The following is a 22382-nucleotide window of genomic DNA, read 5'->3' on the forward strand; positions in this document are numbered from 1 at the left end:
CTGCCATGCGCGTTGACATCAACGTGCTGCAGCCCGCGGATTCTCCGCGCCTTGGTGGCTGCAGCGAGGAGTTCGTCCATTCTCTCGCGTCCTCGGACGCGCCGATCCCGCCGGTCGTCGTGCACCGGCCCACCATGAGGATCGTCGACGGCGCGCACCGCGTCCGGGCGGCCGCACTGCGCGGCTGCCGCGCGGTGGACGTCGAGTACGTCGACGGGACGGCCGAGGACGCGTTCGTCCTGTCCGTCGAGCTGAACCTGGCCACGCTGTCGACGGCCGACCGGGAGGCCGCGGCCCGGCGGGTGCTGCGGTCGCACCCGCGCTGGTCCGACCGCTCGATCGCGGCCGCCACCGGCCTCGCGGCCAAGTCCGTCGGCGTGCTGCGCAGAGCCGTCGGTGGCCAGGCGGCGAGCCGGATCGGCCGTGACGGCAAGGTCAGGCCGGTCAACAGCGCGGCCGGCCGCCGCCTCGCCGGGCAGCTGATCCAGGACCGGCCCACCGCGTCGTTGCGTGACGTCGCCCGCGCCGCCGGGGTGTCACCGGGCACCGTGCGGGACGTGCGGCGGCGGCTCAGCCAGGGCCTGGACCCGGTGCCGGAACGCATGCGGGCCGCCGAACGGTCCGAGGCCGCGCTGCCGCAGGCGCGCACCGAGGTGCGGGTACCGGGCACGACCCTGCCGATCCTGCGCCGCGACCCGTCGCTGCGGTTCAGCGAGCACGGCCGGCTGGTGCTGCGCTGGCTCGAAGCGCACGCCGTGTCGCCGGGGGAGTGGGTCGCGGTCGTGGACGGGATGCCGTCGCACTGCCGGGAGCTGGTCGCGGACCTGGCCCGCGGCTGCGCGGAGGCGTGGACCGAGATGGCCGACGCCCTGGAACGCGAGAACCGCGCCGTCGGGTAGCCGCGTCCGCGAGCACCGCCGTCCTGTCCGCGGCTGTCGGACAGGACGGCGGTCTTGCCGGGCCGAGGCCCGGCTGCGGACGGCGACCCCGTCGGGACGCGCCGATTCGTCCGGATTCGGGAGCGGCCGCCCGTACGATCACGGCGAGGACGGAGCGCTGGGCCGGGACTCCGGCTCCGGCGCGGGGGAGGAGTCGGAGTGTTCGGTTTCAAGAAGAAGAAGAAGCTCGACGATCTGATGGCTCAGCTCAGGCCCGACCTGAGCCGGGAGTCGCTCGGCGTCGGGCCCGCCTTCCCCGGCGTCGCCCCGAACCCGCTCCTGAGCGGTGACGCGAGGAAGCGCAACGCGGAACTGCGCACGGGGGCGCTCGCTCTCGGCGTTCTCGTCGACTGGCGGGAGGTCAACAGCAATCCGCGCGTGATCCTGATGTTCGACGTGGAGACCGCCGACGGCGTCTCGTTCCGCGGTGTCGCGGACGAGGACCTCACGTTCACCGAGCTCACCCGGCTCGCCCCGGGACAGACGTTGCCCGTGCGCTACCGGCCGGCCGTCATGGACCACTACGTCGCCCTTGCCAGGGACGCGGACCCCGCCGGGGTGCGGCAGCTCTCCGACAGGATCGCGAGCCGCAAGCGGACCTGATCCGAGGCCCTAGAGCCTGTCCTCAAAGCCAGAGGGTGAGGGTGGCCAGGTCGATCATGGCTTGGTAGGACAGGGCGGTCTTGTCGTAGCGGGTGGCGATCGCGCGGAACTGCTTGAGCCGGTTGAAGCAGCGTTCGAGACGTTGCGGCGCTTGTAGATCACCGGATCAAATGCGGGTGGCCGGCCACCCGCCTGGCCCCGGCGGGTGCGATTGGCGCGTTGGTCGCGGCGTTCGGGGATGGTGGCCCGGATGCCGCGGCGGCGCAGGTGAGCGCGGATGGACTTGCTGGAGTAGCCCTTGTCCGCGATCACCCGCGCCGGCCGCGTCGCGAGCCGGCCCGGCCGTGCGGGCGGGAACCACACGCCCGCCAGCACAGTGTCGAACATGGTGCAGTCGTTGGTGTTCCCGCCGGTCAGGACGGCCGTGAGCGGTCGGCCATGTCCATCACAGGCGAGGTGGATCTTGGTCGAGAGGCCGCCGCGGGACCGGCCGATAGCATGATCATCTGGTTCGGTCTGCCCGCCACACGACCCGCTCGCCCCCTGTGTGCGCAGGCGTGCGGCGGCGGGCACCAGCCGCGTGCTGATGGGCACGCACGATGCTGGAGTCGACCGAGACCTCACGATCGAGTTCGTCGATCGCCTCCGCGATCACCCGCACCTTCGACACCAACATGGTCAGAGTGCCGTTGCGTGACCAGCGCCAGAACCGGTTGTACACCGTCTTCCACGGCCCGTACCGCTCCGGCAGATCACGCCACGACACCCCGGTCTTGGCCTTGAACAACATCCCGTTGATCACACGCCGGTCATCCACCCGAGGACGACCCATCGCACCCGACACCGGCAACAACGGCTCAACCACACGCCACTGCTCATCAGTCAGCTCATGCCTGCGCACCACGACACAAGATCAAAACACTTCAGAGCAACCGGCTTTGAGGACGGGCCCTAGCCCGCGAAGAGGATCTCGCTGATCTCACCCGCCAGCTCACGGCCCACCGCGGGCCGTGAGCGGGTGAGCAGGTTGCTGAACGCCGTCAGGTCGATGTGCACGGTCGCCGACTGCACCTGCCGCACGTCGTCCAGCAGGCCCGCCACGAGCTCGCACGCGTGCTCCAGGTCGCCCGCCGCGGCGTGGGCCAGCGCCCGGCGCAGCCCGAACCGGGTGCGGGCGCGCAACGCCGCCGGGGCGATCAGCGGCAGCTGCAGGTCGAGGATCGCCGCGGCCTCGGCGTGGCGGCCCAGGTCGTGGAACGACCACGCCGTCGTGATGGCGACCTGGTCGTCCAGGCTCGTCGAGCCGTACCGCACGTCGCCGGCCCGTTGCTGCAGCAGCAACGCGCGCTCCAGTGCCTCCTCGCACAGCTTGCCGGCACCGGCGAGCGCGTAGCCCTGCGCCTCCCGCAGCGCCGCCGCGGCCTGCACCGACGGCGACCGCGAGCGGCCGGCCTTGCGCGCGCGTTCCACCGTGGCGCGCGCGTCTCCGCGGTACAGGGCGAACTCCGCGGACCGCACCTGTGCGAAGGCTTCCAGCTCCCGGTCACCGCCCTTGGCCGCGTACTGCACCGCGCGGCGGGTGAACTCGGCCGCCGCCGCCTCGTCGCCGTTCTCCTGCTCCATCCAGCCCGCGTACTCGGCGTACCGCGCGGCGAGCAGCCACAGGCCCTGGCTGAGCACGGGGTCGTCGGCGGAGCGCGCCATCGTGCTCAGCGTGTCCACCTGCGGCCGCAGCGAGGGCAGCACGGCGCTGGGGGCGGAGCGGTGGCCGAGCATCCGGAAGTTGCCGAACATGACGTCGAACGTCATCAGCACCGTGTCGTCGCTCTGGATCGGACGTGCCGGTGCGTCGGCGAGCGCCATCAACCGGCCGTCCGCCCGCAGGACGTCCTCGAACACCCGCGCCATCTTGGCGGTCGGGCGGACCTGGCCGTTCTCGATCTTGCTGAGGTACCCCTTGCTGTAGCGGACCTGTTCGGCGAGTCTGGTCAGCGACAGTCCGCGCTCGGTGCGCAGCCGGCGCACCTCCTGTGCGAACGTGGGCGACACCTGGCTCACCCCCTCCCCGCCAGTGTGTCGGCCGTCAAACCTCGCCGTAGCGAATGTCCACGAATTGACCATTCTTTGACGATCAACTGGGCGTATCTGGAACGGTTGACGATGGTTCCATGTGAGTCATGGCTACGACGTGTTCCGACTCCTCTTCGGCTGGTGTGGTGATGGTCTGGCAGCGTTTGGCCACCAACGTGGTGCACAGCTCGCGGTGGTTCGAGGTCCGAAGCGACGACGTCGTGAGACCGGATGGCGGACACGGCGTCTACACGCACGTGGTGGCGCCCGCGTCGGTGACGGTCCTGGCGATCCGCGACGACGACCAGGTCGTGCTGACCAGACAGTGGATCTACACCCACAACGGCACGCAGTGGCGACTACCCGGCGGTGCCGTGGACGCGGCGGACGCGGGCCCCGCCGAGGCGGCCGTGCGCGAGCTCGCCGAGGAGACCGGCCTGCGGGCCGCGAACTGGGAGCAGCTGGGCCAGATCCACGGCGCTGACAGCCTGAGCAACCACGTCGACCACATCTTCCTCGCCACCGGGCTCACCCAGGGCGAGGCCGCGCTGGAGCCGGGGGAGTCGGACCTGCGGGTGCGCACGATCCCGTTCCGCCACGTGGTGGAGCTGGTCCAGCAGGGCATGCTCCCGCACGCGGGCAGCTCGCACGCGGTGCTCGTGATGGCGCTGCGGCGCGCCACCGCAGGCTAGGGTTCCCTGTTTCCTGATTCGGCAGGAAACAGGAAACCCGTTCTCATTCGATTGGCTCGGTCGCATTCTTGTTTCACACGAGAACGTCAGACCGAAGTCAGTCAGAATGAGAAGGTGAATTCTCGATGAGAGTCCTCTGCTCACTCGCCACCATGGTGAAGGTGGCCGCGATCTGCCTGTTGGTCGGATTCGCGGTCGGAAGTGTCCTCGCTGTCTCGGTGATCTGACCCGTCTTCGATCTGCGGTTCTCCCTTGCCGAAACAGGGAGGTGGAAACCGTGGAACCGCATTTCTTCGTTCAGCTCCTGTCCGTTCTGCTGGCCGCGCTGGTCTAGGCCCGCGGCCGTGGCGCCCACTGCACGCCGTAACCACGGCCCTGACGAGGGTGTGAGAACTCCACGTCGATCTCACCGATCTCGTCCACGGGCAGTTTTCCTGGCCACGGCGTCAGGTCGTCGGTGTCGCGCGCCAACGCCTCTTCGACGCGCCACACCGAGTCGGGCAGGTCGTTCCGGTCGAACCGCACCCGGAGCCGGAACGACTCGCACATGCGCTCCGGCCAGAACACGTAGGTCGGACGCATCAACTGTCCCCGCGGCACCCTCACCTCCAGCGCGAACTGGTGCGTTTGCCCTGTGTTGAGGGGTCGGGGCAAACGCAGCTTCATGAGGAACCGCCGCGGGGACGGCCGTGCGTGGCCGATGAGCTCGACGCCGTGCAACACCTCGATGTCCAGGTCGCCCGGTGCGCCCTCGGGGGTCGGGGAGGGGATCGTGATGGACCACGCGATCTCGTTCACGCCGTCGGTGTCGGCCACGACGGTCCGGCGCTCCGTGCACGAGGGCGTCGGGCCGTCGAGCTTCAGCAGCGCGTCGAACTCCTTGACGTGCCACAGTTCGGACGGTGCCAGGTGCACCGTCGTCGGGGCCGGCTGCAGCGCCACCTCCACGAGGCGCTGCAGTCCGGACTCCATCCGCCTGCGCACCGTGCGCGCGCCGCGGTCCTGCTGGCGGGCGAGCCATTCGATGCGTTCGTTGAGGAACCGGTACTGCGCGTCCTCGTGCATGCCGAGCGGCGCCAGAACGGCGTTGCGGACCTCCACCGGGAAACCGCGGGTGGCGTTCGTGACCCAGTCGCGCAGTTTCGTGCGCACGGCTTCCGCGCCATCTGTTTCCGCGATGCCGCACACCTGGCGCAGCGCCGGACCGACGTGCAGGTCGATTCCGGGAGTCTGCACACCGCGCCCGCGGCACAACGTGCGCAATTCTTCCATCAGCTGCTCGGGTGAGACAGACATCCATCCTCCGCCTGGGATTTCAGTACGCCGGGCATGTCGGGCACACCTGCTCCGGCGTTACCACGGACGCACCCATCCGGGTGAATGTGAATATCGGCGGTCAATGCAGTGGTACTCCACCGTACGCCCACCGCCACCGCCCGCCGAACGACTGATGTCCCGACCTTCCGATCACGGTAACGTGCTGGTCACGGGCCCGGACTGCACCTCCTGTCCGGGCATCCCTGCCGATGTGGAGGTTTCTTTCGTGCTGCGCACAATTCTGTCAGCCGTATCGGCGTTCGCGCTGATCAGCGGCGCGACCCCGGCGGTGGCCGCACCGGTCGAGGGCGCATATCTGCTCCAGTTCCGCGACACGTTGTCCGACGCGCAACGCCACCAGCTCAAAGGCCTCGGCGTCCGGCTCGGCGCGTTCGTGGAGAACGGCACCTACGTCGCACGGATGAAGGACACCGCGCGCGTGTCGCGGTTGAACTACGTGCGAGGCGTGCACCCGTTCGAGGCCCAGCCCAAGGTCATGGCGCTGTCCGGCGCCGCCGCGTACCTGATCACCCTGGTCGAGCAGAACGCCGACGACCAGGCGGCTGTGGCCGACGCGCTGAAGGCGCTCGGCGCGCGGGTCGACACGATCTCGGCCAGCCGCGAGCACATCCTCGCCGTCCTGGACGCGGGCCAGGCCGCCAAGGTCGCGAAGCTGCCCGCCGTGCTCGCCGTCGACCCGGTGTCCGCGCCGGAGACCGACATGGCGATCTCGCGCGAGTCGTCCGGTGCCAACTACGTCGAGTCGGTCGGCGGCTACCGCGGCCAGGGCGTGCGCGGCGAGGTGATGGACGGCGGCCTGCGCGCCACGCACCAGGAGTTCCGCGCCAAGCCGCCGGTGCTGCACACCGCCAACTCCACGAACAACTCGCACGGCACGTCCACCTACGGGCAGATCTTCGCCTCCGGTGTGTCGGCGCCGCAGCGCGGTGTGCTGCCGGAGGGCCAGGGCATCTTCGCCGTCTACAACACCGGCGACCGCTACGCGCACACCGCGCAGCTGGTCGACCCGGCGGGCCAGTACCGGGCGGTGTTCCAGAGCAACAGCTGGGGCGACTCGCTCACCACGGCCTACACGTCGGTCTCGCAGCAGATGGACCGGATCGTGTTCGACCACGACATCCTGATCTGCCAGTCGCAGAGCAACGCAGGCACCCGCAGCTCCCGTCCGCAGGCGTGGGCGAAGAACGTGCTCTCGGTCGGCGGCCACTACCACTACAACACCGCCTCGCGCGCGGACGACAGGTGGAACAGCGGGGCGTCCATCGGACCGGCCGCCGACGGCCGCATCAAGCCGGAGCTGTCGAACTTCTACGACCGCATCGACACCACGTCGTCCACCTCGGACACCTCGTACACCGCGTCGTTCGGCGGCACGTCCGGCGCCACGCCGATCACCTGCGGCAACGCCGGCCTGCTGTTCCAGATGTGGGCCGACGGCGTGTTCGACGGCGGCCCCGGCAAGGGCCGTGACGTGTTCACCGCGCGCCCGCACGCGGCGACCGCCAAGGCGTTGCTGGTCAACACCGCCGACCAGCACCCGTTCTCCGGCACCGCGCACGACCAGACCCGCACCCACCAGGGCTGGGGCACCGTGTCGGTGCGCAACCTCTACGACCGCGCGAAGGCCGGCGGCTGGAAGCTGCCCGTCCTGGTCAACGAGACCGACCTGGTCACGACCGGCCAGTCGCGCAAGTACGCGGTGACCTCCACCGGCCAGACGCCGCTGCGCGCCACGCTCGCCTACACCGACCCGGCCGGCTCGCCGACCGCGGCCAAGGCGACCGTGAACGACCTGACCCTGAAGGTCACCGCGCCCGACGGCACCGTCTACTACGGCAACAACGGCCTGCTGGCCGGCAACTGGTCCACGCCCGGCGGCAGCGCGAACACCGTCGACACCGTGGAGAACGTCCTCGTCCAGGCACCCGCCGCGGGCACCTGGACCGTCGAGGTGATCGCGACCGCGGTCAACGTCGACGGCCACCGCGAGACCACCGCGACCGACGCCGACTACGCCCTGGTCGTCTCCTAGGACCGCACGCGGGGCCCTTTCGTCCGCTCCAAGCGGACGAAAGCTCCCCGCGTGGCAGGTCACTCGAAGCGGGCCGGGTCGCCCGCGCCGTAGCGGAGGATCTCGGCCTCACCGTCGGAGAAGTCGACGACCGTGGTGGGCGTGGTGCCGCACTCGCCGGAGTCGATCACCGCGTCCAGCACGTGGTCGAGCCGTTCCTTGATCTCCCAGCCCTGCACCAGCGGCTCGGCCTCGTCGGGCAGCAGCAGCGTGGACGTGAGCAGCGGCTCGCCCATCGCCTGCAACAGCGCCTGCGTCACCACGTGGTCCGGGATGCGCGCGCCGACGGTCTTCTTCTTCGCGTGCATCATCCGGCGCGGCACCTCCTTCGTGGCGGGCAGGATGAACGTGTAGCCGCCCGGCGTCGCCGCCTTGACCGCGCGGAACACCGCGTTGTCGACCTGCACGAACTGCCCGAGCTGCGCGAAGTTCTCGCACATCAGCGTGAAGTGGTGCTTGTCGTCGAGCTTGCGGATCGAGCGGATCCGGTCGATGCCGTCCTTGTTGCCCAGCCGGCAGCCCAGCGCGTAGCACGAGTCGGTCGGGTACGCGATGAGGCCGTCCTCCTGCAGGATCCGCACGGCCTGGTCGATCGCGCGCTTCTGCGGGTTCTCCGGGTGGACGTCCAGGTACTTCGCCATGGCCGGTGAGCATAGGCCGATCAAGGTTTGAGCAGCACTTTGACCATGCCGTCGGCCTTCTTCTGGAACGTCTCGTAGGCCTTCGGGGCCTCCTGCAACGGCAGCCGGTGCGTGGCGAAGTCGTCCACGCCCAGCGGGTCGCCGTCGGTCAGCAACGGCAGGATCTCCGGCACCCAGCGCCACACGTTCGCCTGGCCCATGCGCAGCTGGACCTGCTTGTCGAACATCGTGAGCATCGGCATCGGGTCGGCCATGCCGCCGTACACACCGGAGATGGAGATCGTGCCACCACGCCGCACGATCTCGATGGCCGTGTGCAGCGCCTTGAGCCGGTCCAGGCCCGCCTCGCGCATGAACTTCTGCGCCACGACGTCCGGGAGCAAACCGGTGAACTGCTGCGCGACCTTCGCGACGGGGGCACCGTGCGCCTCCATGCCGACCGCGTCGATCACCGCGTCCGGCCCGCGGCCACCGGTGAGGTCCCTGACCACCTCGGCGATCCGCTTGCCCGCACCGCGCAGGTCGATCGTCTCGACACCCCTCGCCTTGGCGCGCGCCAGGCGCTCCGGCACCAGGTCGATGCCGATCGCACGCACACCCCGGTGCATCGCGACCCGGCACGCCATGTCGCCGATCGGCCCGAGCCCGAGCACCGCGACCGTGTCGCCCTCCCGCACACCCGCGTACTCGACGGCCTGCCAGGCGGTGGGCAGGACGTCCGACAGGTACACGAACCGGTCGTCCGACGGCCCCTCCGGCACCTTGATCGGCAGGCTGTTGCCGAACGGCACCCGCAGGTACTCGGCCTGCCCGCCGGGCACCTGGCCGTAGAGCTTCGTGTAGCCGAACAGGGCCGCGCCCGACCCGTACTCGCGCACCTGGGTCGTCTCGCACTGCGACTGCAGGCCCTGGTCGCACATGAAGCAGCTGTTGCACGAGACGTTGAACGGGATCACCACCCGGTCGCCGGGCTTGAGCTCGGTGACCTGCGCGCCGACCTCCTCGACGATGCCCATCGGCTCGTGCCCGAGGATGTCGCCCTCGGTGAGGAACGGCCCCAGCACCTCGTACAGGTGCAGGTCCGACCCGCAGATGCCGCTGGACGTGACCTTGATGATGACGTCCTCTGGTTCCTTGAGCGCCGGGTCGGGCACGCTGTCGACCCGGACGTCGCGTTTGCCGTGCCAAGTGACTGCCTTCATGCCCAGTGGCGTTCCCCGGTCGTCGGCATTGATAACCTGGGACGACTTTCTTTCCCCGGTTTTGGAGACCCTCAGCGATGCTCGACCGTGCCGTCGTCGACGCCCTGTTCCCCTCGGACCTGCCCGAGCCGTCCTTCTGGGAGGAGCAGTACCCGCCCCGCGGGCTGGCGGAAGGCGCCAAGGTCACCCGGCTGGGCCCGTCGCCGACCGGTTTCCTGCACATCGGCGGCCTCTACGTCGGCATGATCGACCGCGACATCGCCTCCCACTCCGGCGGCGCCTACATCGTGCGCGTCGAGGACACCGACCAGGCCCGTGAGGTCCCCGGTGCCGTCGACCAGTTCAACCGCGCCTTCGCCTACTTCGGCATCCAGCCCGACGAGGCGGACGAGACGGGCGCCTACGGCCCGTACCACCAGTCGCAGCGCGAGCGGATCTACCTGACCTACGTGCGCGAGCTGCTGCGCGAGGACAAGGCGTACCTCTGCTTCGCCACGAAGGAAGAGCTGGCCGACATCACCGCCCGCCAGCAGGCGACGAAGCTCCCCACCGGCTACTACGGCCGCTGGGCCCTCTGGCGCGACAAGACCGCGGAGGACGTCCAGGCCGCACTGGACGAGGGCCGCCCGTACGTCGTCCGCTTCCGCTCGCCGGGCAAGGCGGGGGAGCGCACCCGTTTCACCGACGCGATCCGCGGCGAGCTGGAGCACGAGGCCAACCGCAACGACGTCGTCATCCTGAAGGCGTCCGACCAGTCGCCCCGCCTCCCCACCTACCACTTCGCCCACGCCGTCGACGACCACCTGATGCGAGTGAACCTGGTGATCCGCGGCGAGGAGTGGATCTCCTCGGTCCCCACCCACCTGCAGCTGTTCGACGCACTGGGCTTCGAGCGCGTCGAGTACGCCCACATCGCGCCGCTGATGAAGCAGCAGGGCGGCTCCCGCCGCAAGCTCTCCAAGCGCAAGGACCCGGAAGCCTCCGTCGAGTACTTCATCGAGGCCGGCTTCCCGCCCGAGGCCGTCCGGTACTACCTGCGCGGCCTGGTGAACGCCCGCCTGGCCGAGACCCCGCTGCCGGAGGCCCTGGAGTCCCCCCTGTCCCTGGCCGAGTGCGGCGTGGCGGGCCCCCTGGTCGACCTGGTGAAGCTGGAGGACATCGCCGCCGACTACGTCGCCACGCTCTCCGGCGAGGAGATCGTCGACCGCATCTCCACCTGGGCCGCCACCTACGACCCCGAACTGGTCGAGGTCCTGTCCTCCGCCCGCGAGGAGGCACTCGCGGCCCTGCAGGTCGAACGCGGCCCCGAGGTCGCGAACCCGCGCAAGGACCTCCGCAAGTGGTCCGACTTCCGCACCGCCTACGGCTTCTTCTTCCCCTCCCTCTTCGACCTGGTGACCGACCGCTCGGACGAGCGCCTCGGCGGCCTCCTGCCCGAGCTGATCTCCGCGTTCGCCGCCGACTTCGCCGACAACTACGCCGACCTCGAAGACGGCCAGGAGTGGTTCGCCCAGATCCGCGAGCTCGCGGGCAAGCACGGCTTCGCGCCGAACCCCAAGGAGTACAAGAAGAACCCGGACGCCTACCCCGGCTCCATCAAGGAGGCGGCCCAGCTGATCCGCGTCAGCCTGACCGGTTCGACCCGCAGCCCGGACCTCCACGCCGTCGCCCGCACCCTGGGCAAGGACGAGGTGCTGCGCCGCGTCCGCGCACTGACCGCCTGAGCCCACTGCCCGGCTGAGCCTCACCGCTCGGCTGAGCCCAACCGACTGAGTCACCTCACGGCTGGCTCACCTCGGGCACTCAGGGCCCCCTGGTTCCCACGAACCGGGGGGCCTTTCGGCTGCCTGGACCACGAGACAGACAAGATCACGATCACCCCCGTCGAGCGCAGCGAGACGACCCTCCCTGACCTCAGGCTTTCCACACCCGTCGAGCGAAGCGAGGCGTATCTACCTTCCCTCGATCGGTAGCGGTATCAAGGCCCTCGACCTGCGATTGGGGCTTGACTTTGAGGGCGGGGCGATATCCTGGTAGGGATCGGCCGGGCTCCTTATGCCCGGCTTTTGAAGGCCGACTCATCGCCCCCGATCGTCGCGAAGCGGCGATGAACCCCGAACGTCGTCCCTGCCTGACCAACCCCGGTGTCAAGGTGATCGCCGCGTTGCCTGCCCGGCCATGGTGTCAAGGTGATCGCCCACGGACGCAACTCAACCCCGGTGCCAAGGCGACACAAAAACGGACCCAACCCGCCCCCAGGCGACAGACCACCGGACCCAGCCCCGCACCCAACGGGACCCCGCCCCAGGCGACACGCAAACGGACGAACCTGGTTCCGGAACAAACTCGTGAGAGCGTTCCCATTGACGCAGACGTAACACAAAGTTGAGGATCGGCGGCATGCATTGGAGAAGCACTCTCGCCGCAGTGCTGGGGCTGACGCTCGCAGCCGGCGCGACATCGGCGGCCGCGGCGCCGGAAGCGCAGCACGGACCGAACCAACCGGTCATCGGGCAGCCCCGCACGGAGCACGGGTGTGCCCGCATCGAGAAGTCCCTGCCCACGTTGAAGGACTGGCCGAAGGTCGAGAGCCAGCTCAAGGGTGACCGCAAGGACGAGGCGAGGATCAAGGCGATCCTCAGGGACATGACGCTGGCCGAGAAGGTCGGCCAGATGACGCAGCCGGAGATCGCCGCGATCACGGCGGACGACGTCAGGACGTACGGGTTCGGCTCCGTGCTCAACGGTGGCGGCAGCTGGCCCGGCGCGAACAAGAAGGCCACGCCGCAGGACTGGCTGAAGCTGGCCGACGCCTACTGGGAGGCGTCGAAGCAGTCGCGCACCAAGATCCCCGTCATTTGGGGCATCGACGCGGTGCACGGCAACAACAACGTCTACGGCGCGACGGTCTTCCCGCACAACATCGGTCTCGGCGCCGCGCACGACCCGTGCCTCATCCGCGACATCAACGAGGCCACGGCCGAGCAGATCCGCGCGACGGGTCAGGACTGGGCCTTCTCGCCGACGCTCGCGGTCGTCGAGGACGACCGGTGGGGGCGCACCTACGAGGGCTTCTCCGAGGACCCGCGGATCACCCGCGCGTACGGCTTCGAGGCCATCAAGGGCTTGCAGGACAACGCGAAGAAGCGCATCGGCGAGGACGGCGTGATCGCCACCGCCAAGCACTTCATCGGTGACGGCGGCACGGCCGGCGGCAAGGACCAGGGCGTCAACCCGTCGACCGAGCAGAAGATGATTAACGTGCACGGGCAGGGCTACTACGGTGCCTTGGCCGCGGGTGCGCAGACGGTGATGATCTCGTTCAACAGCTGGACGAACGACGTCATCAACGAGGGCAAGGTGCACGGCAGCAAGTACGTGCAGACCGGCATCCTCAAGGAGAAGATGGGCTTCGACGGCCTGCTCGTCTCCGACTGGAACGGCATCGGCCAGGTCACCGGCTGCACGAACGCCAGCTGCCCGCAGGCGATCAACGCCGGCATGGACGTCATCATGGTGCCCAACGACTGGAAGGCGTTCATCACCAACACGATCGCCCAGGTCGAGTCCGGCCAGATCCCGATGGCGCGCATCGACGACGCCGTCACCCGCATCCTGCGCGTCAAGCTGCGCGCCGGCACGTTCGACGCCCCCAAGCCCTCGCAGCGCGAGCACGCGGGTGAGCAGAAGGCGCTGCTGCACAAGGAGCTCGCCCGCGAGGCCGTGCGCGAGTCCGCGGTGCTGTTGAAGAACGACAAGCGCGTGCTGCCGATCTCCAAGCGCAGCAAGGTCCTCGTCGTCGGCAAGAGCGCGGACAACATCGGCAACCAGACCGGCGGCTGGACGCTGTCCTGGCAGGGCACCGGCAACACCAACGCCGACTTCCCCAACGCCACCAGCATCCTCAAGGGCATCCAGGACACCCTGGGCGCGGCCAACGTGACCTTCGCCGAGACCGCGGACAACGTGGACCCGAGCCAGTTCGACGCCGTCATCGCCGTCATCGGCGAGACCCCGTACGCGGAGGGCGTCGGCGACCTCGGCAAGCGCTCGTTCGAGGCCGCGCGCCTGCACCCGCAGGACCTCGCCGTGCTGGACAAGGTGTCCGGCAAGGGCAAGCCGGTCATCACCGTCTACGTCGGCGGCCGTGCGCTGTACATGAACAAGGAGATCAACCGCTCCGACGCGTTCGTGGCCGCGTGGCTGCCCGGCACCGAGGGCCAGGGCATCGCGGACCTGCTGATCCGGGGTCGCCACAACGGGTTCAGCGGCACGCTGTCCTACTCGTGGCCGAGCGCGGCCTGCCCGCCGCAGCCGGGCGAGCCGGCCCAGACGCCGCTGTTCAAGCTCGGCTACGGCCTGCGCGACTGGCAGACCGGCAACGTCGGCAAGCTCGACGAGTCGAGCCCCGGCGCCCTGTGCTCCGGTGGCGGCGGCGGCACGGCGACCGAGGACCTGGAGGTCTTCAACCGCGCCGACATCGCGCCGTACAAGAGCATGATCGGCTCGGCGGAGAACTGGGGCGGCACCGAGATCGGTCCCGACGGCCAGGCCGCGCACGCCGAGATCAACGTCGTGCAGTCCGACGTCAACGTCCAGCAGGACGCGCTCAAGACCACGTGGACCGGCACCGGCCCCGCGCAGGTGTACCTGCAGAGCCCGGCGGTCGCTGACCTGCGCGGCTACGGCAACGCCAACGCGGCCGTGCAGTTCGACGTGATCGTGCACCAGGCCCCGGCCAACCGCACGGTCATCAGCACGCACTGCGTGTACCCGTGCCTGGCGGAGTTCGACGCCACGCAGGCGTTCCGCGGTCTCCCCATCGGGCAGAAGGCGACCGTCAAGATCCCGGTCTCCTGCTTCTCCGACAGGGGGCTGGACCTGGAGAACGTCAACACGCCGTTCCTGGTCTACACCGACGGTGCGTTCCAGGCGTCGTTCGCGAACGTGCGGTGGGTGCCCAAGGCGGGCGCTGATCCCGACGCGCTTTCCTGCACGTAGCCGTCCCGACGTATGAACGACGTGCCCGGCCGGGCCTACCGGTCGGGCACGTCGACGTTCACGGGTTCGCCCCTGATCGCGGTGACCGCACCGCCGGTCTGCGCGGCGAGCCAGACGTCGAAGCCGTCCGGGTCCTTCGTGAGAACGGTGAACGTGACGTCACGGCCGTACTCGGCGTCCGCGACGTGGTACCCGGCCGCGCGCAACGCGTTCTCCAGCTTGCCCGCCTGGTCGTGGTCGGCGGCCAGGACCACGGTCTCGTGCCGTTCGCGGGTCAACGTGCCCACCGCGTCGACGGCCTCCGACACGGCCCGCCCGTACGCGCGGACCAGGCCACCGGCGCCCAGCTTGATCCCGCCGTAGTAGCGGGTGACCACGACGGCGATGTCCACGAGGTCCCGCCGCGTCAGCACCTCCAGCATCGGCACCCCGGCGGTGCCGGCGGGTTCACCGTCGTCGGAGGACCGCTGGGTGTCGAGGGTCCGGAACGCCGTGCAGTTGTGCGTGGCCTGCCAGTGCTCCTTGCGCACGCGGGCGAAGAACTCGGACGCTTCCTGGTCGGAGGCGACGCGGGCGACGTGGCACAGGAACCGCGACCGCTGGATCTCGATCTCGTGCGTGCCGTCCCGCCTGATCACCTTCACGGCTCGATTGTGCGCCTGCGCTGCTCGGCCTCCCCGAACAGGGCGGCCAGCTCGGCCGGCGGCACCTCCTCCAGCTGCTCGTACGTGCACTCCGACGGCTGCTTGTCCGGCCGGAACCGCACCAGCCGCGCCGTGTGCCGGAACCGCCCGCCCTGCACGTGCTCGTACCGCACCTCGGCCACCCGCACCGGCTCCAGCAGCACGACCTGCAGCTGCTTGTCCGGGTTCCAGCGGCTGTTCATGCCCGGTCCCTCATAGGTCGCCCACTCGCTCCACGGGTGCTCGGCCGGGTTCAGCAGCGGCGCGAGCTCCTCGACCAGCTCCCTGCGGCGGGCCGCGGTGAAGCTGCTGGCGACGCCCACGTTGCGCAGCTCGCCGTCCTGGTAGAGGCCGAGCACCAGCGAGCCGACGCTCTCGCCGTCCTTGTGCAGCCGGTAGCCCGCGACCACGCAGTCCGCCGTGCGCTCGTGCTTCACCTTCCACATCACGCGCTTGTCGGGCTCGTAGACGCCGTCGAGCGCCTTGACCACCACGCCGTCGAACCCGGCGCCCTCGAAGCGGGTGAACCAGTCCCTGGCCACCTCGGGATCCGTTGTGGACGGTGTCAGGTAGGCGCCGGGCACCTCGCGAACGGCTTGTTCGAGCAGCGCGCGGCGTTCGGCCAGCGGCAGCCCGGTCACGTCCCGGTCGTCCAGGGCCAGCAGGTCGAACGCCACGAAGCTGGCCGGCGTCTCCACGGCGAGCTTGCGGACCCGTGACGCGGCGGGGTGCAGGCGCAGCTGGAGCGTGTCGAAGCTCAGCCCGTCCGGCGTGACCAGCACGATCTCGCCGTCGACCACGCACCGCGGCGGCAGCGCGTCGCGCAGCAGCTCCACGACCTCGGGGAAGTAGCGGGTCAGCGGCTTGTCGTTGCGCGAGCCGAGCTCGATCTCGTCGCCGTCGCGGAACACGATGCAGCGGAAGCCGTCCCACTTCGGCTCGTAGTGCAGCCCGTCCCCGCGCGGCAGGTCGGGCACGGACTTCGCGAGCATCGGCTTCACCGGCGGCAGCACGGGCAGGTCCACACCCGGACCATAGGCTCAGCGCAGCGCGAGGGCGAGTTGTTCGAGCTCCCTGACGTCCGCGTCCATCCCGTCGTCGGCGGGGACGGCCAGCGCGACCGGCCTGCGCGTCGTCACCGCGCCGCTCTTGCGCGTCCGCAGCCCCGCCCGCAGCCGTTCGGCCAGCGGCAGCTCGTCCGGCGTCTCCGCGACGTACGGGCTGATCCGCACCAGCCCGTCACGGCACTCGATCACCCGCCGGTAATAGCGCCGGTGCACGCCCCGCAGCGAGAACGCGTCACGCCTGGACGGCACCCGGTGCAGCGCGTCCTCGGGGAACGACTCGTTCAGCAGCGTCCACAGCGGACCGAGCCGGTGGTAGGCGCGCAGGTGCCGCAGCCACAGCCCGGTCGCCGCGAACCGCATCGCCGCGACCGGGTAGACGACGCCGACCACGCACAGCAGCACACCGGGCAGCAGGAACCACACGGCCGTGGTCAGCAGCCAGCGGGGGAGCGGCTCGCCGAAGTAGCGCGAGACGTTCGACGACACGAAGATCGCGTCGGCCGGCACCAGCAGCGCGAGCCCGGTCGAGGTGAGCAGCAGGCCCCTGCGCAGCCGCGGTTCGGCACCGCGGGCGTAGCGGCGTGCCCACACGAACATCGTCGCGAACCCGTAGAGCAGGTAACCGTTGCCCAGCGCGTAGAACACGGTGATCGCGAGGACCCCGGTCGGCCCGCCGCCCAGCGAGTTCGGCACCCGTGCCGCCGCCACCCGCAGGTCGTCCGGGATCGCGAGCACCGACCACGTCATGACCGCGATGCTCGCCATGAGCGGCGCGAGCTGGAGCAACGCCTGCTTGCGCGCCTGCTCGTCGTCCAGTGCGGAGAAGATGAAGAAGCAGATCAGGCCGAAGACGCCGACCTGCAGCATCGAGTGCTGGATGAGCTGGCAGACCATCGGGTCGAGCCCGAGGAACCACCGCCCGTTCGCCGCGGCCCGCCCGAACGGGTACCCGAGCGCCCACCCGGCGACCAGTCCGGTCACCGAGCGCAGCCGCGGGTCGTGCGGGCGGCGCACCAGCAGGTACAGCACCACCGCCAGCGCCGAGAACGCGACGATGCCCTGCGTCTCCTTGAGGTACTGCACTACAACCACCCGATCCGGTCGGCGAGCGAGGAGGCCATCCGGCGCGCCGGGCCCTCCGAGCTGCGCGGCGCGACCTTGTCCAGCACCGACGCCCACTCGAGGATGATCGTCGCGACCGTCTCCGCCTCGCGCTCGTGCTCGGTGTCGTAGGAGGTGCGCCGCAGTGCCCTGCGGACCGCGTCCGGTTCGAGGTCCGGGTACAGGCCCGCGAGCAGCCCGTCGTCCTGCTCGTCGCTCGAGTGCCCGGCCAGCAGGTGCCCGAGCTCGTGCAGGATGATGTGGTTCTGGTGCGCCTTCGACGTCTCCTGCTGGTAGAGGATGTAGTCGGCCTTCGCGGTGGCGATCCAGACGCCGAACGGCCCCGGCACCGGGATCGGGTGCGCGACCAGCCGGATGGGTCTACCCCGCTGGTCGCCGACGCGGCGGCACAGCTCCTCGACGTCCAGCGGCGGCTGGATGTCCAGCTCGTTCAGCAGGCGGCGGCACCGCTTGCGCAGTTCTCGTTCGGCCACGAGTCATCCTTCGCCGCGCTCGGCCTGTTCCTGTCGGTAGACGACGTCCAGCAGCTCCATGACCAGCCTGCGCCGGTCCGGCGACAGCTCACCGGCGCGCATCGCCATCAGCTGGGCGTCGCTGCCGGCGGTCAGCTCGTTCAACCTGGTCTGCTCGTCCTTGAGCGACCTCAGCTGCTCGTCGACGCGGTCGGTGACCTCGTCGTCGAAGAAGTAGCTCACCGGCACGCCGAAGAATCCTGCCAGTGCCTGCAGGTGCTTGAACGTGGGGTTGTCCTTCTTGCCCTTGCGCAGCTGCCAGATGTAGCTCTGCGAGATCGTCACGCCGGTCTCCGCGATCGCCGCCGCGACCTGCTCGTTGCTGTACTCCTGCCCCGAACGCGCGGTGTGAGCTGCGAAGAGGTGGTTGAGCCTGGCAGCCAGCGACCGTTCCCCCGCCATTGCCGAGTCCCCCCGTTGCGCGCGGTGAGCGTTTCCACCCACGGAAAGGGCTATCTGGGTGACTGGATTTTCACCAGTTGAAAGCCCGCCATTGGTCAACATAGACTCCCACCGAGCCGGTCTCAACTGCGACGGGGTGGGAGGAACTCCCGACATGGCGCTCGCCGAACGGCAGGGGTCCTTCCACCGATCCGTGATCGACGTCGTCTACCGGACCATGAACCAGCTCGCCCAGGCGGCCGCGCCGAACGAGGTCTTCGAACTGCGCGAACGGCTCCGCGACGCCCTGCCGTGGTGGCGCGGCCTGCTGCGGATGCACGAGCCGAGCGAGAAGCACCGCTGCAAGTCGTGCCGCACCTGGTACGGGCGGCACCGCGCGTGGCCGTGCCCGGTGTGGCGGGACGCGGTGTCGGCGTTGCACCAGCTCAACGACATGTACGGGTTCCTGGCGGAGTCCAGTCCGGTCGCCGGGCAGCGGAGACCGGGCCAGCGGGTCAAGGTGACGATCCGGCAGCCGGCCACCACCGACTGAGCGAGCACCTCACCCCGTGCGACGACCCCGTCCCGCCCCGGAACCACGCGAGCGGGACGAGGTCGCTGCGGCTATCCGATCCGGAAGCTCTGCGCCGCCGACCCGGTGCAGGTGGCCTGCACCAGCTGCACGCCGTCGGTGGACCCGGCAGGGGCGCTCAGGCACTTGCCGGAGTGCCGTGCGGTCAGCGTCGAGTAGCCGTCCGATCCGGTCGTGACGCGCCACTGCTGGTTGGTGCCGCCGACGTAGTCCCACAGGTGGATGCCCGCACCGTCCGCTGTGGACACGTCGCTCACGTCGAGGACCTTCGCGGGGCTGTTGCGGTACTCCAGCCGCGCGTAGCCGTCGCTGGTGGCCACCGCGCGGAAGTTCTGGGCGGTGGTGGAGTTGCAGGTGTACTGCTGGACGACGGTGCCGTTGTCCAGGCCGGCGGCACGGGCGTCGACGCACTTGCCGTTGCCGCGGTTGACGAGGGTCTTCCAGTCCGGCTGCGGGACCGGGGTGCCGCCACCGCCGAGCCACCGGAGGCTGTCGACGAGGAAGGTGTTCTGGGTGGCCGATGCGAACGTGGACGACCTCGGCACGTTGTTCGCGTAGTCCATGGCGTTGTGACCGAAGTTGGCGTAGATCATCTTGAAGTTCTTGTTCGTCCACATGATCGGGTAGTAGCCGCTGCGCCACTGCTGGTTCGGGTCGGTGCCGAGCGGGAAGCTCGACGGGTCGACGCTCGCGAGCACCTGGATGTCGGGGTTGGTGCGCAGGTCGCGCGACCAGCTGTACCACTCGCTGACCGAGGAGGTGAAGCGCTCCGGCAGGCGCAGGGTCGACGGGTGGCTGCGGGTCTCGACCTTGAGCACCGCGGTGGTGGGCTCCCAGGTGTTGCTCACGAAGTTCCCCTTGCCCAGGAACGTGTTGTGGTACCACGACCACTCGCTCGCGTTCTGGGTGAAGGCGCTGACGTGGAAGCCGAAGAACGCGCCGCCGGCCTCCATGTAGCGCTGGAAGCCGGTGCGGGCCGCGGCACCCGTGGGCGCGTCGTCGAGGAAGACCACGACCTGCGCCTGGGCGGGGGTGAGGGTGTTGAGGCGGTTCCAGTCGCGCGTCGCCTCGTAGGTGAAGCCGTTCTCCTGACCGGCACGGGTCAGCCACGGGTTCGCCTCGTTCACGAACGCGATGTGCGCCGCGTCCCACGTGCCGTTGTAGAACGCCAGCACCGTGAACGGGGCGGCCTGGGCCGGTGCCGGGACGGCGACCGGGACGAGTGTCGCGGCGAGCATCGCCAGCAACGCCAGCAGTTTTCGAGCCATGCGGGCACACACCTTCCTCTCGCGGGGTTGCGCGCCCGAAGATCATCGTAAAGGTGGTCCAGACCGATCGGGGACCGGGACGTTCACAGAATTCTTCTGCGCCACAACAGGAACGCGCCGAGAACGGTGAGGCCGCCGATCGCCCCGACCGCCGCGGACAGGCCGAACCTCGTCGCGGCGGAGGGCGGTGGTCCGGCACTCGACGCAACGGGAACGGGCTTGGCCGCCGACGTCGTCGCACCGGTCGGCGGCGATGCGGCCGTGGCGGCGGCCACGAGCTCGACGTCGGTGCACGAGTAGTAGGTGTCCGGTGTGTCCGTGTTCTGCCAGACGGTGTAGATGACGTGCCGTCCGGTCCGCTTCGGCAGCCGCACCTCGAACTCGTACGCGCCGCCGACGAGCGGGGGAGAGGGCATGCTGAGGAACTGCTCCAGGTCGGCCCACCGCAGCGGCCGGTCGGGGGAGAACCCCTCGCGGGTGACGTAGAAGCGGAACGAGCCCTGGTGCGGGATCGTCGCCCGGTAGGTGAAGGCCGTGCCGCGCAGCCGGGTCGCCGGCCAGTCCGCGCGCGGCTGGTCGAGGCCCGCGTACCTCGGCAGCCCGGCACTGCACAGCTTGCCGTCGGGCACGCGGGCCCGGTCGCGCCCGGCCACGTTCGGCAGCCGGACGTTGTCCCACTCCGTGGACGGCAACCCCGCTGCGATGGCGGTCCGGCAGGGCGAGGATGATGCTGTCTGCTGACCGGGTGAGCAGACGAAAGCCCTGCTCGCGGGGTCGGTGGGCGCGCCATGGGCGTGCGCGGGAACCGCGGAGAGCATCATGAGCAGCGCTGACACGCCCACAAGGCGAAACACAACCGGCACCTCCCCTGTCCTTCCAGGAGTACGCGTGCCAGACCCGAGTCGTTCACGGAAGATGTAATGTCATGTCCTTCGCTGATGAGGTTTCCGCGGCCGCAGCCCGCCTCGGTGGAGTCGCTCGCACGACTCCGCTGGAGGTGAACCAGCGGCTGTCCGAACGCACCGGCGCGCGCGTCTGGTTCAAACGCGAGGATCTGCAGGTCGGCCGCTCGTACAAGCTGCGCGGCGCGTTCAACCTGCTCTGCCAGACCGAGTTCGCCTTCGGTGGCGCCGTCTGCGCCTCCGCGGGCAACCACGGCCAGGGCATGGCCTACGCCTGCCGCCGCCTGGGCATCGAGGGCCGCGTCCACGTGCCGCGCACCACGCCCCGCCAGAAGCGCGACCGCATCTCGGCGCTGGGCCAGGGCATGGTGCAGCTCGTCGTCGACGGCGACACCTACGACGACGCGGCGGCGCTGGCCAAGGAGTACGCGCAGCACACCGGTGCCACGCTCGTGCCGGCGTTCGACGACCCGCGCACGGTCGCCGGCCAGGGCACGGTGGGCCTGGAGATCGTGCAGCAGCTGGGCGGCGCGCCGGACGTGGTCGTCGTTCCGGTCGGCGGCGGTGGCCTGCTCTCCGGCGTCGGCACCTGGTTCCGGGAGCGCTTCCCGCGCACCCGCGTCATCGGCGTGGAGCCGGCGGGCGCGGCGAGCATGATCGCCGCGATGCAGGCGGGCCACCCGGTCACGCTGCCCGAGGTCGACACGTTCGTCGACGGCGCGGCGGTGCGGCGCGCGGGCGAGGTGACGTTCCCGATGGTGCGCGACTCCGGTGCCGAGCTGCTGACCGTGGCCGAGGGCGCGGTGTGCACGGAGATGCTGGAGCTGTACCAGGTCGACGGCATCATCGCCGAGCCCGCCGGTGCGCTGGCCTCGGCCGCGCTGCTGGAGGAGATCTCGGTGGCGCCGGACTCGACGGTCGTGTGCCTGCTGTCGGGCGGCAACAACGACGTGTCGCGCTACGCCGAGATCGTCGAGCGGTCGATGATCCACCGGGGCCTCAAGCACTGGTTCCTGGTCGAGTTCCCGCAGGAGCCGGGCGCGCTGCGGCGGTTCCTCGACGACGTGCTCGGCAAGGACGACGACATCGTGCAGTTCGAGTACGTGAAGCGGGACAACCGGGAGACCGGTGCCGCGCTGGTGTGCATCGAGCTGGGCCGCCGCGAGGACTACGACCTGCTGTGGGGGCGGATGAAGGAGTCCCCGCTGCGGATTCAGCACGTGGAGCCGGGCTCGACGGCGTACCGCTTCCTGATCTGACGGGAACCCCGGGCCGCGCTGTCGCGACCCGGAGCCCCCT

Annotated in this window: 19 protein-coding genes and 1 pseudogene; 8 read left to right on the forward strand and 12 right to left on the reverse strand. The window is 69.9% G+C overall.

Annotation, left to right across the window (positions count from 1 at the left end):
* The first annotated feature begins 5 nt into the window (after positions 1-5).
* Positions 6-899: a ParB N-terminal domain-containing protein gene (locus tag ADL03_RS40050; RefSeq protein ID WP_053738869.1), complete on the forward strand. Its 894-nt coding sequence runs from the start codon at positions 6-8 to the stop codon at positions 897-899.
* 198 nt (positions 900-1097) lie between these two features.
* Positions 1098-1541: a hypothetical protein gene (locus tag ADL03_RS40055; protein ID WP_197289081.1), complete on the forward strand. Its 444-nt coding sequence runs from the start codon at positions 1098-1100 to the stop codon at positions 1539-1541.
* Between the two features lie 22 nt (positions 1542-1563).
* Here the strand turns inward: ADL03_RS40055 and ADL03_RS46250 are convergent.
* Positions 1564-2445 (reverse strand): annotated as a pseudogene (locus ADL03_RS46250) (IS5 family transposase).
* Between the two features lie 47 nt (positions 2446-2492).
* Positions 2493-3590: a helix-turn-helix transcriptional regulator gene (locus ADL03_RS40065; RefSeq protein WP_197289082.1), complete on the reverse strand. Its 1098-nt coding sequence runs from the start codon at positions 3588-3590 to the stop codon at positions 2493-2495.
* Positions 3591-3760: 170 nt separating this feature from the next.
* Here ADL03_RS40065 and ADL03_RS40070 point away from each other — a divergent pair, with 170 nt between their 5' ends.
* Positions 3761-4303, forward strand: coding sequence for an NUDIX domain-containing protein (locus ADL03_RS40070; protein ID WP_082373913.1), 543 nt, complete (start codon positions 3761-3763; stop codon positions 4301-4303).
* A gap of 330 nt (positions 4304-4633) precedes the next feature.
* Here the strand turns inward: ADL03_RS40070 and ADL03_RS40080 are convergent, their stop codons facing one another.
* On the reverse strand, positions 4634-5599 hold the full coding sequence (locus ADL03_RS40080; RefSeq protein ID WP_063798872.1) for a hypothetical protein: 966 nt from the start codon (positions 5597-5599) through the stop codon (positions 4634-4636).
* 247 nt (positions 5600-5846) lie between these two features.
* Between ADL03_RS40080 and ADL03_RS40085 the strand changes: the two genes are divergently transcribed.
* Positions 5847-7673 (forward strand): S8 family serine peptidase, encoded by a 1827-nt coding sequence (locus tag ADL03_RS40085; RefSeq protein ID WP_197289083.1) that lies wholly within the window; start codon positions 5847-5849, stop codon positions 7671-7673.
* Positions 7674-7732: 59 nt separating this feature from the next.
* On the opposite strand, the gene ADL03_RS40090 is transcribed toward ADL03_RS40085, so the two are convergent.
* Complete coding sequence (locus tag ADL03_RS40090) at positions 7733-8353, reverse strand: L-threonylcarbamoyladenylate synthase (RefSeq protein WP_053738875.1); 621 nt, start codon at positions 8351-8353, stop codon at positions 7733-7735.
* 20 nt (positions 8354-8373) lie between these two features.
* Entirely contained in the window at positions 8374-9555 is a 1182-nt protein-coding gene (locus tag ADL03_RS40095) for a zinc-dependent alcohol dehydrogenase (RefSeq protein ID WP_053738876.1), read from the reverse strand.
* A 77-nt stretch (positions 9556-9632) separates the two neighbouring features.
* Between ADL03_RS40095 and ADL03_RS40100 the strand changes: the two genes are divergently transcribed.
* Both ADL03_RS40100 and ADL03_RS40105 read left to right on the forward strand, forming a co-directional pair.
* Positions 9633-11279: a glutamate--tRNA ligase gene (locus ADL03_RS40100; protein ID WP_053738877.1), complete on the forward strand. Its 1647-nt coding sequence runs from the start codon at positions 9633-9635 to the stop codon at positions 11277-11279.
* A 676-nt stretch (positions 11280-11955) separates the two neighbouring features.
* Positions 11956-14556 (forward strand): exo 1,3/1,4-beta-D-glucan glucohydrolase, encoded by a 2601-nt coding sequence (locus ADL03_RS40105; protein WP_082373907.1) that lies wholly within the window; start codon positions 11956-11958, stop codon positions 14554-14556.
* A gap of 35 nt (positions 14557-14591) precedes the next feature.
* Here the strand turns inward: ADL03_RS40105 and ADL03_RS40110 are convergent, their stop codons facing one another.
* The 5 genes from ADL03_RS40110 to ADL03_RS40130 are packed head-to-tail and all read right to left on the reverse strand — an operon-like array spanning position 14592 to position 18342.
* The gene (locus ADL03_RS40110) at positions 14592-15200 is read right to left on the reverse strand and encodes a YigZ family protein (protein ID WP_053738878.1); all 609 of its coding nucleotides are present in this window, start codon (positions 15198-15200) and stop codon (positions 14592-14594) included.
* On the reverse strand, positions 15197-16264 hold the full coding sequence (locus tag ADL03_RS40115) for an ATP-dependent DNA ligase (protein ID WP_157529697.1): 1068 nt from the start codon (positions 16262-16264) through the stop codon (positions 15197-15199). The genes ADL03_RS40110 and ADL03_RS40115 overlap by 4 nt, the downstream gene beginning before the upstream one ends.
* A 15-nt stretch (positions 16265-16279) precedes the next feature.
* The gene (locus ADL03_RS40120; RefSeq protein WP_053738879.1) at positions 16280-17389 is read right to left on the reverse strand and encodes an MAB_1171c family putative transporter; all 1110 of its coding nucleotides are present in this window, start codon (positions 17387-17389) and stop codon (positions 16280-16282) included.
* On the reverse strand, positions 17389-17901 hold the full coding sequence (locus ADL03_RS40125; RefSeq protein ID WP_053738880.1) for an ImmA/IrrE family metallo-endopeptidase: 513 nt from the start codon (positions 17899-17901) through the stop codon (positions 17389-17391). Before ADL03_RS40125 ends, ADL03_RS40120 begins: the two co-directional genes overlap by 1 nt.
* Positions 17902-17904: 3 nt before the next feature.
* Positions 17905-18342, reverse strand: a complete 438-nt coding sequence (locus ADL03_RS40130) for a helix-turn-helix domain-containing protein (RefSeq protein ID WP_053738881.1) — start codon at positions 18340-18342, stop codon at positions 17905-17907.
* 154 nt (positions 18343-18496) lie between these two features.
* Between ADL03_RS40130 and ADL03_RS40135 the strand changes: the two genes are divergently transcribed.
* Positions 18497-18874, forward strand: a complete 378-nt coding sequence (locus ADL03_RS40135; protein ID WP_053738882.1) for a hypothetical protein — start codon at positions 18497-18499, stop codon at positions 18872-18874.
* A 71-nt stretch (positions 18875-18945) separates the two neighbouring features.
* Here ADL03_RS40135 and ADL03_RS40140 read toward each other — a convergent pair whose 3' ends face one another.
* Positions 18946-20181, reverse strand: coding sequence for an RICIN domain-containing protein (locus ADL03_RS40140; protein ID WP_053738883.1), 1236 nt, complete (start codon positions 20179-20181; stop codon positions 18946-18948).
* Positions 20182-20264: 83 nt separating this feature from the next.
* Positions 20265-21017, reverse strand: coding sequence for a lytic polysaccharide monooxygenase (locus tag ADL03_RS40145; protein ID WP_197289084.1), 753 nt, complete (start codon positions 21015-21017; stop codon positions 20265-20267).
* 89 nt (positions 21018-21106) lie between these two features.
* On the opposite strand from ADL03_RS40145, the gene ilvA reads away from it, so the two are divergent.
* Positions 21107-22342 carry a threonine ammonia-lyase IlvA gene (gene ilvA, locus ADL03_RS40150; RefSeq protein ID WP_053738885.1) on the forward strand — a complete coding sequence of 412 codons (1236 nt, stop codon included), beginning with the start codon at positions 21107-21109 and terminating at the stop codon, positions 22340-22342.
* Positions 22343-22382: the final 40 nt, after the last annotated feature.

This window comes from Nocardia sp. NRRL S-836, from assembly GCF_001279525.1.
Lineage (GTDB): Bacteria > Actinomycetota > Actinomycetes > Mycobacteriales > Pseudonocardiaceae > Lentzea.

Excerpts from the sequence above, each read along its gene's own strand:
- ADL03_RS40135 (WP_053738882.1), top strand. The coding sequence starts at position 18,497 with ATGGCGCTCGCCGAACGGCAGGGGTCCTTCCACCGATCCGTGATCGAC.
- ADL03_RS40105 (WP_082373907.1), top strand. The coding sequence starts at position 11,956 with ATGCATTGGAGAAGCACTCTCGCCGCAGTGCTGGGGCTGACGCTCGCA.
- ADL03_RS40130 (WP_053738881.1), bottom strand. The coding sequence starts at position 18,342 with ATGGCGGGGGAACGGTCGCTGGCTGCCAGGCTCAACCACCTCTTCGCA.
- ADL03_RS40095 (WP_053738876.1), bottom strand. The coding sequence starts at position 9,555 with ATGAAGGCAGTCACTTGGCACGGCAAACGCGACGTCCGGGTCGACAGC.
- ADL03_RS40090 (WP_053738875.1), bottom strand. The coding sequence starts at position 8,353 with ATGGCGAAGTACCTGGACGTCCACCCGGAGAACCCGCAGAAGCGCGCG.
- ADL03_RS40050 (WP_053738869.1), top strand. The coding sequence starts at position 6 with ATGCGCGTTGACATCAACGTGCTGCAGCCCGCGGATTCTCCGCGCCTT.
- ADL03_RS40140 (WP_053738883.1), bottom strand. The coding sequence starts at position 20,181 with ATGGCTCGAAAACTGCTGGCGTTGCTGGCGATGCTCGCCGCGACACTC.
- ADL03_RS40070 (WP_082373913.1), top strand. The coding sequence starts at position 3,761 with ATGGTCTGGCAGCGTTTGGCCACCAACGTGGTGCACAGCTCGCGGTGG.
- ADL03_RS40100 (WP_053738877.1), top strand. The coding sequence starts at position 9,633 with ATGCTCGACCGTGCCGTCGTCGACGCCCTGTTCCCCTCGGACCTGCCC.
- ADL03_RS40080 (WP_063798872.1), bottom strand. The coding sequence starts at position 5,599 with ATGTCTGTCTCACCCGAGCAGCTGATGGAAGAATTGCGCACGTTGTGC.
- ilvA (WP_053738885.1), top strand. The coding sequence starts at position 21,107 with ATGTCCTTCGCTGATGAGGTTTCCGCGGCCGCAGCCCGCCTCGGTGGA.